Source organism: Sphingobium sp. SCG-1 (genome assembly GCF_002953135.1).
Taxonomy (GTDB): Bacteria; Pseudomonadota; Alphaproteobacteria; order Sphingomonadales; family Sphingomonadaceae; genus Sphingobium.
Window position 1 is genome coordinate 2,315,113 of sequence record NZ_CP026372.1, and the last position, 15,126, is coordinate 2,330,238.

General features: G+C 62.7%; 12 protein-coding genes. 11 read left to right on the forward strand and 1 reads right to left on the reverse strand.

Going from position 1 to position 15,126, the window contains the following annotated elements:
• The first annotated feature begins 7 nt into the window (after positions 1–7).
• From C1T17_RS10605 to C1T17_RS10655, 11 genes are all read left to right on the forward strand, one after another.
• A complete protein-coding gene (locus C1T17_RS10605; RefSeq protein ID WP_104953426.1) occupies positions 8–919 on the forward strand; it encodes a P-loop NTPase in 912 nt (303 codons plus the stop codon).
• Positions 916–2,538, forward strand: coding sequence for a hypothetical protein (locus C1T17_RS10610; protein ID WP_223262542.1), 1,623 nt, complete (start codon positions 916–918; stop codon positions 2,536–2,538). The genes C1T17_RS10605 and C1T17_RS10610 overlap by 4 nt, the downstream gene beginning before the upstream one ends.
• 18 nt (positions 2,539–2,556) lie before the next feature.
• Complete coding sequence (locus C1T17_RS10615; protein WP_104953427.1) at positions 2,557–3,714, forward strand: XrtA/PEP-CTERM system-associated ATPase; 1,158 nt, start codon at positions 2,557–2,559, stop codon at positions 3,712–3,714.
• A 26-nt stretch (positions 3,715–3,740) separates the two neighbouring features.
• Complete coding sequence (locus C1T17_RS10620) at positions 3,741–4,598, forward strand: XrtA system polysaccharide deacetylase (protein ID WP_104953428.1); 858 nt, start codon at positions 3,741–3,743, stop codon at positions 4,596–4,598.
• Positions 4,595–5,686, forward strand: coding sequence for a FemAB family XrtA/PEP-CTERM system-associated protein (locus C1T17_RS10625; protein ID WP_223262543.1), 1,092 nt, complete (start codon positions 4,595–4,597; stop codon positions 5,684–5,686). Before C1T17_RS10620 ends, C1T17_RS10625 begins: the two co-directional genes overlap by 4 nt.
• A complete protein-coding gene (locus C1T17_RS10630; protein ID WP_104953429.1) occupies positions 5,683–6,927 on the forward strand; it encodes a TIGR03087 family PEP-CTERM/XrtA system glycosyltransferase in 1,245 nt (414 codons plus the stop codon). The genes C1T17_RS10625 and C1T17_RS10630 overlap by 4 nt, the downstream gene beginning before the upstream one ends.
• Entirely contained in the window at positions 6,924–8,444 is a 1,521-nt protein-coding gene (xrtA, locus tag C1T17_RS10635; RefSeq protein WP_104953430.1) for an exosortase A, read from the forward strand. The genes C1T17_RS10630 and xrtA overlap by 4 nt, the downstream gene beginning before the upstream one ends.
• Before the next feature lie 9 nt (positions 8,445–8,453).
• Positions 8,454–10,349, forward strand: coding sequence for an XrtA/PEP-CTERM system amidotransferase (locus C1T17_RS10640; protein ID WP_104953431.1), 1,896 nt, complete (start codon positions 8,454–8,456; stop codon positions 10,347–10,349).
• A gap of 139 nt (positions 10,350–10,488) precedes the next feature.
• Entirely contained in the window at positions 10,489–11,514 is a 1,026-nt protein-coding gene (locus C1T17_RS10645; protein WP_104953432.1) for an aspartate-semialdehyde dehydrogenase, read from the forward strand.
• A gap of 37 nt (positions 11,515–11,551) precedes the next feature.
• Positions 11,552–12,319 carry an alpha/beta fold hydrolase gene (locus C1T17_RS10650; protein ID WP_317617042.1) on the forward strand — a complete coding sequence of 256 codons (768 nt, stop codon included), beginning with the start codon at positions 11,552–11,554 and terminating at the stop codon, positions 12,317–12,319.
• A gap of 77 nt (positions 12,320–12,396) precedes the next feature.
• Positions 12,397–13,575 (forward strand): sensor domain-containing diguanylate cyclase, encoded by a 1,179-nt coding sequence (locus C1T17_RS10655; protein WP_104955148.1) that lies wholly within the window; start codon positions 12,397–12,399, stop codon positions 13,573–13,575.
• A 3-nt stretch (positions 13,576–13,578) separates the two neighbouring features.
• Here C1T17_RS10655 and C1T17_RS10660 read toward each other — a convergent pair whose 3' ends face one another.
• Complete coding sequence (locus C1T17_RS10660; RefSeq protein WP_104953433.1) at positions 13,579–15,060, reverse strand: AMP nucleosidase; 1,482 nt, start codon at positions 15,058–15,060, stop codon at positions 13,579–13,581.
• Between the last annotated feature and the right edge of the window lie 66 nt (positions 15,061–15,126).

The following is a 15,126-nucleotide window of genomic DNA, read 5'->3' on the forward strand; positions in this document are numbered from 1 at the left end:
TAAAGATATGACCAAGCACAGCCCCATAGAACTCCCCGGCAACTCGCTGCTGGAGCGCGCGTCGAGCCTGTACGACTTCGGATCGGCCCTGCGCGGCCCCGGCATGCCGCTGGTCGTTCCGCAGATGGTCGAACCCGCGCCGACCTCTACCGAACCAGCCCAGGCCATGCCAATTAGTTGGTCGGGCGCGCTCCATCCTGTTGATCGTGACGGACTGACGATGGCAGGCTTCGTCCTGCCCGATGGCCCCGTCAGCGGGATCAGCGAAGAATTCCGTATCGTGAAGCGTCAGCTTTTGATCGGCGCGCGCGGCGGCAATGGCCCGGACGCGATCAAGCGAGGCAACCGCATATTAGTCTGCTCGGCCCATCCGGGCGATGGCAAGACATTCTGTGCGGTGAACCTCGCGCTGTCGATGGCAGCCGAGAAGGACATCGAAGTCCTGTTGATCGACGCCGACTTCGCCAAGCCCAGCATTGTATCGACACTGGGGCTTCCCGATGGACCGGGCTTCATGGACGTGCTCGCCGATCCGGCGCTCTCGGTCGAAAGCTGCGTGATGCGGACCGAGTTCCCGTCGCTGGCCGTGCTTCCTGCCGGGAGCCGCACCAACAACGATACCGAATATCTGGCCTCCGCCCGCACCGCGCAGATCCTGGACACGCTAACGGCGGGCAATCCCAACCGCATCCTGCTGTTCGACTCGCCGCCGCTGCTCGCCGCTTCGCCCGCTGCTGTGCTGGCGGGGCAGGTCGGTCAGGCGCTGATGGTCGTGCGTGCCGACAAGACCAGCGAGAACGCGCTCCGCGACGCTGCCAATCTGTTGAAAGCCTGCGCGCATGTGCAGTTGCTGCTGAATGGCGTGAAATTCTCAGCCAGCGGCCGTCGCTTCGGTAATTATTACGGAAAAGGCGAATGAAGATGCCGCGCATTACCGCGCGCTGGGTGGCGATTGCGATGCTGGCGGGTGTAACGCACCCCGCCAGCGCTCGCTCACGCACCGATGTGTCGCCCTATCTGGAACTCAACCAGATCGTCATCGCCGACTTGCAGGACAGCGGTAGCGAGGTTCTGACCTACACCTCCGTCGCCGCGGGTGTGGACGCAAGCGTCCGCACGCAACGCGCAGAGATCGGCGTTAACGCCCGCTACGAGCATCGCTTCAGCTGGGGCGGCGATGTCGGCGATCAGGACGCGATCAGCGGCCTCCTGCGCGGTAGGGTCAGCCTGATCCACGATACGCTGAGCCTCGAAGGCGGCGTGATCGCGACGCGGATTCGCACCGATGGCCTGATCGGCGCGAACAACAATCTGGCGGGCAATGTCGGCTCCACCACGCAAGTTTATTCGGGCTATGTCGGCCCGACATTCACCAAACGCATCGGCAATGTCGACCTCAATGCGGCCTACCGCTTCGGTTATACCCGCACGCAGGATGATTTCGGCATCGGCCTGCCCGGCGCGTCCAATTTCGGCAGCTTCGACGAAAGCACCAGCCATAGCGCGACCTTCTCGGCGGGCATGCAGCCCGGCCCGCTTCCAGTCGGCCTGGCGATCGGCGGCGGCTATAATCGCGAGGATACCAATGTCCTGGGCCAGCGTTTCGAGGACAGGTTCCTGCGCGCCGATGTGACCGTGCCGGTATCGGCCACGGTCGCGCTGGTCGGCGGCGTTGGCTATGAAGACGTCGAAATCAGCCAGCGCGGCGCGCTGCTCGATGATTCGGGCAACCCGGTACTGAACGGCAAGGGCCGCCTCATCACCGATCCCGCCTCGCCCCGCCGCCTGTCCTACGACACGGACGGCATCATCTGGGACGCAGGCGTGCTGTGGCGTCCGAGCCGCCGCACGTCATTGGAGGCGCGTGTCGGCCGTCGCTATGGCAATATGAGCTACACCGGCACTTTCTCGTGGCAGCCGGGACGTGATACATCCGTCAACATCGCCGTCTATGACAGCATCGAGAGTTTTGGCCGCCTGCTGAACGGCAACCTCGCCGGGCTTTCGACCGACTTCAACGCGGCACGCAATCCATTCAGTGGCGACATCAATCCGTGTGTTGCCTCGACAACCGGCGGTGGCCAGTGCTTCAACGATGCCCTTAGCGCGATCAGTGGATCGAACTTCCGGCGGCGCGGCATTTCCGGGCAATTCGCGACCAAAAGTGGCCGCACAAGCTGGGGCGTCGGTGTCGGCTATTCCCGCCGCACCTTCATCGCGCCGAATAGCGGACTATTCGCGGGCGTAGATGGATCGCATGATGACAATTACTACGCGCAACTGTTCGCCAGCCGCCAGCTTGACCCGCAGTCGGGCATCGATGGCACGGTGTACGCGAATTATTATGATAGCGGCTTCGATGGAAACGGCATCGGCCTCGGCGACGTCACCAATGTCGGCGCGAATGGCAGCTATTATCATAATTTCGGCCGCCGCCTGACCGGCACTGCTTCGGTCGGCGTGGATGCGGTCGATACGCAGAGCATCGACACCATCATCAGCTTGCTGGGCCAGATCGGCCTGCGATACCAATTCTAATAGTCCGGAGAGACGAGCATGTACGATCAGTTCTATGGATTGACGGGGCGACCGTTCCAGCTGACCCCGGACCCGCATTTCTATTTCGAGAGCGCGACGCACCGGAAGGCGCTGTCGTACCTCGGCTACGGACTGGCGCAGGGTGAAGGCTTCATCGTCATCACCGGAGACATTGGCGCTGGCAAAACGACGCTGGTCGGGCATGTGATGGCGACGGTCGATCTCGCGCGACTGACGGCGGCGAAGATCGTCTCGACACAGGTCGGCGGCGACGATATCCTGCGCCTTGCCGCGCAGAGCTTTGGCCTTGCCGCCGATAATGTGCCCAAGGCGCAGTTGCTTCAGCGGATCGAGGCGTTCCTCCATGCACAGGCGCGCGCCGGCAAGCGCACACTGCTGATCGTGGACGAGGCGCAAAACCTTGCGATTTCCGCAGTCGAAGAACTGCGGATGCTGAGCAACTTCCAGCTTGGCGGGCAGGCGCTGCTCCAGATTTTCCTGCTCGGCCAGCCCGAGTTTCGCGATCTTCTGAAGTCGCCCGAACTGGAACAATTGCGCCAGCGCGTGATTGCGACGCATCACCTCGAACCGATGCTCGCGAGCGAAGTCGAACCCTATATCCTCCATCGCCTCGGCCTCGTCGGCTGGAAGGGCAATCCGAAATTGACGCCCGAAGCCTTCGCCGCGATCTATGCCGCGAGCGATGGCGTGCCCCGCCGCGTCAATGTGATCGCCAGCCGACTGCTGCTGCTCGGCGCGATCGATCAGCTTGGCATATTGGATGCCGAAGTCGTCGCAGCCGTCCTGTCCGACATGGGGCAGGAAGAGGAAGAGCCTGCGCCTGTGGCTTATTCCCCGCTCGATCATGCGTCCGAACCTATGGCTTTTGCCGCCTCAATGCCGGTCGCCGATCCGTCGATGGCCGCCGCTTTGCAGGCCGAACTCGACGCCGTCCGTGCCGAGATGGCTGACGTCAAGAAGGCGCTTGCCGCGCGCGGTGCAGAGCCAGATAGCGATGAAGTCGCCGAGGTCATGGTGTATTTCGACAAGCGCCTTGACGTCATCGATGCGCGGTCGAAAGAACAGGACGCCGCGTTGCGCCGCGTTCTTGCGCTGCTGGTGGATTGGGTGGAACGCGAAGATCCCGCTACGATACAGCGGAGCCATGCCGCCTGACGGCTGTTCGCAAGGGTAGACAAGCAATGCAGAACGCCCTTTCGGTGGACGTCGAAGACTGGTTTCAGGTTGGCGCGTTTGAGAAGACGATCGACCGTTCCGACTGGGATGGCCTCGCGCATCGTGTCGAGCGCAATACCGACGCGGTGCTGGCCTTGTTCGCCGATGCGGGCGTGACCGGCACATTCTTCACGCTGGGGTGGGTGGCGGAGCGCTATCCTGCGCTGATGCGGCGGATCGTTGATGCCGGACATGAACTGGCGAGCCATGGTTACGACCATCAGCGGGTTTTCACCTTTACGCCGGAAGACTGGCGCGCGGACCTGCGCAAATCGCGCGGGCTGCTGGAGGATGCGTCCGGCGCCGCGGTCGCCGGCTATCGTGCGCCGAGCTTTTCCATCGATACGCGCACCCCTTGGGCGCATCGCATTCTGGCGGAAGAAGGCTATGTTTATTCAAGCAGCGTCGCGCCGGTGAAGCACGATCATTACGGCTGGCCGGATTCGCCGCGTTTCGCGTGGAAGCCGCTCAACGACAGCGCGCTTTTGGAACTGCCGGTCACGACGGCGCGGTTCGGTGGCCGCACATTGGCGGCTGGCGGCGGAGGGTTCTTCCGGCTGCTGCCCTATGGCTTTTCGCGCTGGGCGATCCGGCAGGTGAATGGCAAGGCGCATAGACCCGCGATCATCTACTTCCATCCGTGGGAGATCGACCCCGATCAGCCCCGCGTGACCGATGCGCCGCTGCGTTCGAAGCTCCGGCACTACAGCAACCTCTCCGCCATGGCGCCCAAGCTGCGGCGGCTCGCGGAAGACTTCCGCTGGGGCCGTGTCGATGCGATCGCAGCGCAAGAGGCGGCTCGGCTCGGGCAACAGGTGGCATGACGATGGCGACACATCCTGCCGACTGGCAAACGACCGACAAGATCGTGGTGGAAGAGGCGGCGCTGGATAACGCCGCTGTTATCGCGGAGATCGATGCATGGGTGCTGGCGCATCCCGAATCGACGCCATTCCACCGCCCCGCATGGGTTCAGGCCGTCGCGCGCGGCACCGGACAGACTGCGATGATCCTGGTGGCCCGCTCTGCGACTGGAACCATCACGGGCCTCTTGCCGCTCACCCTGGTCCGCTCGCGCCTGTTCGGGAAAGCGCTGGTCTCTGTCGGCTTCTCGGTCGATGGCGGGATATTGGCGGATGACCCGGCGGTGGCGGACGCCCTTGCGTTAGCTTGCTGGGCACAAGCCGAGCGGCATGGATGCCCAACGGCGGAACTTCGCGGAGGGGTGCTACCCGGTACAGGCTGGGCATTACGCGAAGGCGCCTATCTCAATTTCTCGCGGGCGCTCGCCAGCGACGACGCGACACAGTTGGCCCAAATCCCGCGCAAGCATCGCGCCGAAGTCCGAAAAGGGCTGGACAAGAGTCTGACCTTCGAAGTCGGCGACACGCCCCGCCTGCGCGCCATCCACTATCGCCTGTACGCGGAGAGCGTGCATCGCCTCGGCACCCCGGTATTCCCGAAGCGGCTGTTCGACGAAGTGCTGGACCGCCTCGGGCAAGACGCCGACATCTGCCTTGTCTCGCAGGACGGAACGCCGCTTTCGTCCATCCTCTCGCTCTACCACAACGGCGTGTGCATGCCCTACTGGCAGGGTGCCAGCGGCGCCGCGCGTGCGATGCGCTCGAACGAAGTCGCCTACTTCCAACTGATGAGCCACGCCCGCGCGCGCGGTTGCCATAGCTTCGATTTCGGACGGTCGAAAGTCGGCACCGGTCCCGCCGCGTGGAAGAAAAGCTGGGGTTGGGAAGGCACGCCTTTGTCCTACGCCGTGCGCTCTGCCGAAGGGCAGGAAGCCCGTGATATCAATCCCTTGTCGCCACAATATCAGCGCAAGGTCGAACTCTGGAAGAAACTGCCACTGCCCATCGCCAACCTCATTGGCCCGTACATCGCCAGAGGATTGGGATGACAGCGTCGCCCTGCGGGGCGGGGGAGGCAGGAGAAATCCTGTTCCTGTGCCACCGCATCCCGTTTCCGCCGGACCGGGGCGACAAAATCCGGTCCTATCACATGCTGCAAAGGTTGGCGGAGATCGCGCCGGTGCATGTCGGCTGCTTTGCCGATGACGATCGCGACCTGTCATTTGCCCCCGCGCTTCAGGATATTGCCTGTACGCAAACCGTTCTGCGCCGCGAGAGATCGCGGCTTTCTGGTGGCCTGCGCGGCCTGGTGCAAGGGCAGCCGCTGCTCGTATCTCTGTTCGATCATCCCGATATGCACGCCTGGGTGAAGCGCACGCTCGCGGAGCGACCCATTCGCGCGATCCTCGCCTACTCGGTGCAGATGGCGCATTTCGTGCCGGTCTTGCCGAGCGACATACGGTTCGTGATGGATTTCGTGGACTTCGACTCCGCCAAATATGCCGCTTACGGCAGGGAGCAGTCCGGGCCGATGGCGTGGGTCAATCGCCGCGAGGGCCGCAAACTGCTGGCCTTCGAAAGCGCTGTCGCGAACCGCGCGGATGTCAGCACCTTCGTCAGCGAAGCCGAAGCCGCCCTTTTCCGCAACGCTACCGGCGCGGGCGAGGTGCGCGTCCGGGCGCTGGAGAACGGCGTGGCGCTCGACTATTTCGATCCCGCCGCTGCCTTTCCCCGCCTCCGCCCGGAGGAACGCGGCGAAGAACCGTTGATCGTCTTCACCGGGCAAATGGATTACCGCCCCAATATCGAGGCGGTGGAAAGCTTCGCCCGCGAAAGCATGCCGGCCATAAGAAGTATCAGGCCCGAGACGCGTTTCGCTATAGTCGGTCGTGCCCCGTCGAAGAGCGTTCAGGCACTTGCCAACCTGCCCGGCGTACTTGTCACAGGAGGCGTTGCGGACGTGCGCGGCTGGCTGGCGGCGGCGGATGTGGTTGTTGCTCCTCTACGGATCGCGCGCGGCATTCAAAACAAGGTGCTCGAAGCCATGGCGATGGGTCGTCCCGTCGTCGCCTCAGCCGAGGCGGCCGAAGGGATCGACGCCGGGGATGGCGCGCATCTCCTCGTCGCACGCATTCCGGCGCAGGAGGCGGGCATGGTCCTGTCATTGCTGGGCGATCCTTATCAGGCGGCGGCGCTCGGCCGGGCTGCGCGTCAGCGGATGGTCGACCGCTATGATTGGGATCACACGCTGGCGGTCTTGCCCGATCTGGTCATGGGCGGAGCGACATGAGCGCCGCCGCTGCCGTCATGCCGTCGCGGGATTTCACAGGATGGCGCGCGCATCTCATTGCGTTGTCGGTGGTCGCAGGCGGCATCCTGCTGCTGTTCGCGCATGATGCGTTCGACATGGTCCGGATCTGGTGGACCGCTTCGACATTCCAGCATTGCCTGTTCGTGCCGTTCCTGATCGGATGGCTCGTCCAGCAGCGTGTGCCGGGCCTGCGCCAACTGTCGCCGCAGGCATGGACGCCCGGTTTATTGTGGCTGGGCTTGGGGGGCTTTGCGTGGTTGCTTGGCGATGCTGCTGGCGTAGCGCTGTTCCGGCACGGCGGGCTGGTCGTCATGTTGCAGGGTGCGGTCCTGGCGATCCTCGGCCCTCGCGTGTCGCGCGCGCTGATGTTCCCATTATTCTACGCCCTCTTCATGGTGCCCTTTGGTGAAGAGATCGTGCCATCCTTACAGTTTGTTACGGCACATATCTCGATGATCCTATTAGGGATCGTCGGTGTCCCCGCACACATGGACGGCGTATTCATCACCACGCCCACCGGCTATTTCGAAGTCGCCGAAGCTTGCTCCGGCGCGAAGTTTCTGATCGCGATGGCGGCTTATGGCGCGCTGGTGGGGAATGTCTGCTTCCGTCGCTGGTCGCGTCGCATCCTGTTCGTCGGCGGTGCGTTGATCCTGTCGGTACTGGCCAATGGCGTCCGAGCCTTTGCGACGATCCTTGTCGCGCATTTGACGACCGTGGATGCGGCGGTCGGCTTCGACCATGTCGTGTTCGGTTGGGTGTTTTTCGGGATCATGATGACGATCGTGATGCTGGTCGCCTGGCCGTTCTTCGACCGGAAGCCCGGTGATCCGTGGTTCGACCCCGCGAACCTGCAAGGATCGGACTCGAGCAACGCCGTGACATGGATCGCGCCGATGGCCATTGCGGTCGCGGCTTTGGCCCCGGCATTGTCGAGCGTCATGGCGTCACGCACCGCCGCAGTGCCTGCATCCCTTAGCCTGCCGAACGTGCCGGGATGGAGCCGCTCTCCCGCGCCGCAATCCTATCCATGGACGCCGAACTTCTCCAGTGCTGACAGTTTTGCCATGGGTCGCTACGCCGATGCGCAGGGGCATGCTGTCGACCTCGCCATCGCCGTTTACGCCCGGCAACAGGAGGGGCGCGAACTGGTGGGCTTTGGGCAGGGCGCTGTTGGCCCCGACAGCAAATGGGCATGGACCGAGCCTGCCGCCGCACGAGACGACGGCTTGGGACAACGGATCACCGCTCCCGGTCCCGTCGTTCGCGATGTCATCACTTTCTACAGCGTAGGCGGCATCGTCACCGGCAGCGCGGGCAAGGTGAAGCTGGAAACCCTCAAAGCTCGCCTGTTCGGGAAGGACCCACGTGCCGTCGCGATCCTCGTCTCCGCCGAAGACCGCGAAGGGCACTCCGCCCAGGCCGCCATGACGGCGTTCCTGCGCAGTTTGGGCCCGGTGAAGGAATTGGCTGACGTCAGTGCAGGCATCCGCTAGAGCAGCGCCATGTGCGGGATAGCGGGCATCTTCCATCTTGAAACGGCCAAGCCGGTGGACCCGGCACGCGTCCGCCAGATAACGGACGCCATCGCGCATCGCGGCCCTGACGGAGCGGGGGTGTGGACGGCACCCGGGGTGGGGCTCGGCCATCGCCGCCTCTCGATCATCGACCTTGGCGGCGGCGCGCAGCCGATGCTGACGCCTGACGAGAGCCTGGCCGTCACCTTCAACGGCGAGATCTACAATTTTGCCGAAGTCCGCCGCGAACTGGAAGCCAAGGGCCATCGCTTCCGTACCGACAGCGATACCGAAGTCATTCTCCACGGCTATCGCCAGTGGGGTGAGGATTGCGTGCATCGCTTCGACGGAATGTTCGCCTTTGCATTGCTCGACCGGAACACCAATGCGCTGTGGCTCGTCCGCGACCGGCTTGGCGTCAAGCCGCTGCATTATGCGCAGGTGTCGGACGGGAGCATCATCTTTGCGTCGGAATTGAAAGGGTTGCTGGTTCATCCTCTGCTCCGACGTGAACCTGATGTGACGGCTATCGAGGATTACATGGCCTATGGCTATGTTCCCGACGATGCCTGCCTTGTCGCCGGCGTCAAGAAGCTGGGAGCGGGTGAAACGCTTAGGCTGGTGCGCGGCCAGCCGCTTGCGAAGCCGCAGCGTTACTGGGACATCAGCTTCGCGGATCGTAGTAGCGCTGCCCCGGAAGCACTTGAAGAAGAACTGGTTTTCCTGATGCGCAGCGCTGTACGCTCGCGTATGGTGGCCGACGTGCCGCTCGGCGCCTTCCTTTCCGGCGGCGTGGACAGCAGCAGCGTCGTCGCGCTGATGGCGGAGGCAAGCGGGCAGGCTGTGAAGACCTGCACGATAGGGTTCGATGTCGCGGCGCTCGACGAGACCGCCTATGCCGACCGGGTCGCGCGCCGCTTTGCCACCGATCACCGCACGCGCATCGTGTCGTCAGAGGATTATGGCCTGATCGACACGCTGGCCCATCATTTCGACGAACCCTTTGCCGATACATCCGCGCTGCCGACCTATCGGGTGTGCGAACTGGCGCGGGAGAATGTGACGGTTGCCTTGTCGGGCGATGGGGCGGACGAAGCGTTCGCCGGATATCGCCGTCACCGCTTCCAGTATCAGGGGGAGCGTATTCGCTCGCTGATCCCCGATGCTGTCCGCAAGCCGCTGTTCGGAACGCTTGGCCGCTTCTACCCCAAGGCCGACTGGGCACCGCAGGCATTCCGGGCGAAATCCACCTTCCTCGAACTCGCCCAAGATGGCGATGAAGCTTACGCGGCATCGGTCGGCGTGACCTCACGCGCTATGCGGCAGCGGCTATATACGCCCGCCATGACGTCGGCGCTTGCCGGGCATCGGGCGGAGGATCGCTACCTAAATGCGATGCGCGACGCGCCTGCGCGCGAACCGCTGGATCGCGCGCAATATGCCGACATGAAGATCTGGCTCCCCGGCGACATTCTTACCAAGACGGATCGGATGAGCATGGCAGTCGGTCTTGAGGCGCGCGAACCGCTGCTCGATCATCGGCTGATGGAGTTCGCCGGGCGCTTGCCGGTCAATCAGAGGATACGCGGCAATAGCGGCAAATATCTGATGAAGAAGGCCATGGAAGCCTATCTGCCGCAGGATATTCTCTATCGCTCCAAAATGGGGTTCGTTACGCCGATTTCCAGTTGGTTCAAGGGGCCGTTGGCGGGCGAGGCGAGCGCGGTGGCCGGCGGCTCTGCGATAGCAAGGACCGATCTTTTCGACCTGAAGGCGATGGGAAAAGCAGCCGCCGATCATCGCTCAGGACTGGCCGACAACGGCCGATTACTGTGGCAATTGCTGATGTTGGACAAGGCTTTGACCCGGCTGTTCAGCCTGTAGGATGCGCTGACTTCTTCGAAATCATGCCTCTACTTCAGTGTAGGTTTGCGGCGTGAAAGCAAAGCCCCACTGGACAAATGGGGGCAGCGCGCTATGCGCCGTCGCGCCACATAGGTGGCCACAGGAACTGGAGTCGGTAATGGGTTATCGTGTCGTCGTCGTCGGAGCCACCGGAAATGTGGGCCGCGAAATGCTGAACATTCTGGCCGAGCGGGAATTTCCGGCGGATGAGATAGCGGTTCTGGCATCCTCGCGCTCGACCGGCACCACGATTGAATATGGCGACACCGGCAAGATGCTGAAGGTGAAGAATGTCGAGCATTTCGACTTCACCGGATGGCACATCGCGCTGTTCTCGGCAGGTTCCGAACCCACCAAGATCTACGCGCCAAAGGCGGCTGCGGCTGGCTGCATCGTAATCGACAACAGTTCGCTGTACCGGATGGACCCGGACGTGCCGTTGATCGTGCCCGAAGTGAATCCGGAAGCCATCGACGGCTATACGAAGAAGAACATCATCGCGAACCCGAACTGCTCCACGGCGCAGATGGTGGTGGCATTGAAGCCGCTGCACGATGCGGCGAAGATCACGCGCGTCGTCGTATCCACCTATCAGTCCGTGTCCGGCGCGGGCAAGGAAGGCATGGACGAGTTGTTCGAGCAATCGCGCAACATCTTCGTCGGCGATCCGGCCGAGCCCAAGAAGTTCACCAAGCAGATCGCCTTCAACGTGATCCCGCACATCGACAGCTTCCTGGACGACGGTTTCACCAAGGAAGAGTGGAAGATGGTCGTGGAGACCAAGAAGATCCTCGACCCGAAGATCAAGGTCGTCGCCACTTGCGTGCGCGTTCCCGTGTTCGTCGGCCACAGCGAAGCGATCAATATCGAATTCGAGGACGAAATATCGGCCAAGAAGGCGCAGTCGATCCTGCGCGAAGCCCCTGGCATCATGCTGATCGACAAGCGCGAGGACGCGGGATACATCACGCCCGTTGAATGCGTGGGCGACTATGCGACCTTCATCAGCCGCGTCCGCGAAGACCCGACGGTCGAAAACGGCCTGGTTCTATGGTGCGTTTCGGACAATCTGCGCAAGGGTGCAGCGTTGAACGCCGTGCAGATCGCGGAATTGCTCGGTCGCCGCCACTTGAAAAAGGGCTGAGGTTCAGCCTCTCTTGCATGGCAAATAGGGTGAACGCGTGACCAATTCCCCGACCGAAGTGACTGTCAGGATGTTGCCGGGCTACCGCGGCACGCAACTGGCGGTGCATGAAGTCGGGGAGGGCCGTCCACTGCTGCTACTGCATGGCCTGTTTTCCAGCGCGCAGATCAATTGGATCAAGTTTGGCCATGCCGCTGAGATAGCAAGCCGCGGCTTCCGCGTGATCATGCCCGATTTCCGCGTTCATGGCCAAAGTGCTGCGCCTCATGACGCTGCGGATTATCCTGGAGACGTACTGGCGCTGGATATTGAGATACTTATCGAGCAGCTCGGTCTCTCCGATTTCGATCTCGGCGGTTTCTCGCTAGGCGCGCGTACAACGGCTCTGCTCCTGACACGCGGACTGCGACCTCGCCGCGTCATCATGGCCGGCATGGGGCTTGAGGGGCTGGGCGAATGGGGTCGGCGGCGTGACTTCTTCCTGTCCGTCATCGAAGATCGCGAGAATATCAAGCATGGCGACCCGCGCTGGCTGTCCGTCCAGTTCATGAAGACGACGAAAGTGGACACCGAGGCGGCGGTCTTACTGCTGAAAAGCTTTGACGATTTCGATCCTGCGGCCCTGCGCGACATCGAAATCCCTGCGCTGGTGGTGTGTGGAACCGAGGACCGCGACAATGGCTCGCCCGAAGCGCTGGTGGATGTGTTGGCGAACGCAAGGCTGGCCCAAGTGCCCGGCACGCACATGAGCAGCGTCACGCACAAAGAACTGGGCCAAGCGATAGCGGGCTTCCTTGCCGCTTGACCCCATGGTTCGGCCGCGCATAGCGTGACCCCCATGAAGCGCGACGATTTGCCCACCTTGCCTGGTGACATATGCCCGTGAACGCAAGCCTCGTGATCATGTCGGTGCTGTTCTTCAGCAGCGCGATAATGTGCTTTGTAATGGCGCTCGCGTGGAAACACTTTGGACGCCAACGCCATGTCCTGCTCTGGTCGGTGGCCTATGGCGTGGCGGTCCTGCGGTCGGTGGTGAGCACGGGCGGAATCTTGCTGAAGAGCCCGCTACTCCTGATTATTGCGACAGCATGCGTCATCTTGAGCGCCTCGCTCGTCGCCTTTGGTGCGCGGCAGCGGACGGGAAGGGCGGTCAGAATTGGGCCATTCCTCGTGGGTGGAGGTCTTGCACTTGTCGGTGCCGCCATTGCCCATAGCTACCCGGATCTGCGCGTGCTGCAGCGTGCGATCCCCTCCTGTTATGCGGGCGTGATGATGGCTGTCGCTGCCAATGCTATCTGGCCTCGCGGGCGTCCCTTTCGCGCGCCGGAATTGGCGTTCTTCTCAGCGCTGGTGCTGTTCACGCTGTTTTTGTCTGGCCTGATAGGCATCGCGATAGGGTTTGGCGCCGAGGATGCGGAGGCCGGGGCGCATCTATTTCGCACGTTTCTCGCTATCGGGTTGCCATCAATCTATGTCGCCACGGGCGTCACGGCGATATTGTTGGTAGCTGGCGACCTTGCAACGCAGTTGCGCCAGTTGGTCAGCAACGATCAACTGACCGGGCTCCTCAACCGCCGGGGTATCGACGAGGCGGGCGCACGGGCCATCGCCAATGCGCGACGCCACGGCCGTAACATTGCCGCCGTTATATGCGACATGGACAGCTTCAAAGCCGTGAATGATGGCCATGGCCACATCGTTGGGGACGCGGCGCTCCGGGCGTTCTCCCGTGTTCTGCTGAGTGCGGTGCGGCAGGAGGACATTTGCGCGCGCTTCGGCGGCGACGAGTTCTGTGTGCTACTGTTGGACGCATCGGAACAGGACGCCGCTGACGTCATGGAACGCGTGCGGTCCGGCATCGAACTACTGGCGATCGACCGAATGGAGCCGGGCAGTATAAGCGCCAGCTTTGGGATCACATCCTTGCAAGTCGGCGACAGCAGCCTCGATGACCTTATCGCTCGCGCCGACCGGGCGCTGTACCAATCCAAGCAGGGCGGCCGCAATCGTGTGACTGTGTGGCGAGACACAGGCTTCGCGCCGGAGCCTGCGCTCGTCTGAACCCTAGCGGAACGGCGGTTCGTTGAAGGCGCGCAACTTGCGGCTGTGCAGTTTGGCCCCCTGCTGCCGTAGTAATTCGCAGGTTTCAAGGCCCACGCGCAGGTGCCCCGCGATTGCCTCTTCGTAGAAGCGGTTAGCTTGGCCGGGCAGCTTCAATTCGCCATGAATCGGCTTGTCGGAAACGCATAGCAACGTCCCATAGGGCACGCGGAAACGGTAGCCCTGCGCCGCGATTGTGGCGCTTTCCATGTCAATGCCGACGGCCCGCGACAGGCTGAAGCGCAGTGCGGATTTGGAGTAGCGCAGTTCCCAATTGCGATCATCGGTGGTGACGATAGTACCGGTGCGCAGCCGCCGCTTGAAATCCTCGCTATCGCTATCGCCATCGCCGCCGCCGAGCACCTGCTCTGCCGCTTGGGCCATTGCAACCTGCACTTCGGCAATGGCGGGCACCGGGATTTCCGGCGGAAGCACATCGTCCAGCACGTGATCGTCGCGCAAGTAGGCGTGCGCCAGAACATAGTCGCCGATCCGCTGGCTGGGACGAAGGCCCCCGCAATGCCCGATCATCAACCACGCTTCCGGCCGGACGACCGCCAGATGATCGCAGATCGTCTTGGCATTGGAAGGCCCGACGCCGATATTCACCAACGATATGCCGCTGCGATCTTCCGCGATCAGGTGGTAGGCTGGCATCTGGTGACGCCGCCATGCGCTGTCTGCGATCATTCGTGCGGGATCGGCAGTCTCTGACGTGACATAGACGCCGCCCGCGCCGGACAGCGCTTTGTAGCGGCTATCGGGACGTTTCAGTTCCGCACAGGCCCATGCAACGAATTCATCGACATAGCGGTGGTAGTTGGTGAACAATATGTACCGCTGCACATGCTCGGGCGGGGTTCCGGTATAATGCTTCAGCCGGGCGAGCGAGAAGTCGGTGCGTAGTCCGTCGAACAACGCCAACGGCCGTTCTCCGCCTAATCCGGGTAGGAACAGGCCATCGGCGATCTCGTCCCCGATTTCCGCAAGCTCCGTGGCCGGAAAGTGCCGCGCCAGTTCGGTAGGCGGGACGCCGTCCAGCGCACTCATGTCCAGACCGTCCAGCACATAGGGAAACGGGATTTCCTGCGTGCTCAGCCCGACTTCGACTTCAACGCCATAGTCGGCAACCAGCAGATCGATCTGTTCGGCCAAGTAGTCCGCGAACATCGCCGGACGGGTGACTGTCGTGGCATAATCCCCTGGATGGGAAAGTCGCGCAAAGGAGCGACCTGGCGGCGGCGCATCGCTCTCACCCCGGTAATGCACGCGCAACTGCGGATAGCAGAAGCGCCGATCGACCTTCGCCTGCGGGCCGGGCGTGCTGCCATCGCGGGCGTAGTCGTGCATCGCCTGACGCAGTGACTGTATGGATTGCTGATAGATGTCGTCCAATTGGGCGACGATGGTGGAGCCGATGCCCTGCGAGCCGATGATTCTTGTCATCGCCCTGTGTTAACGCGGAAGCATGACAAACGAAACAGCTATGGGTCAGTCAGCCCCCTGCGGCGA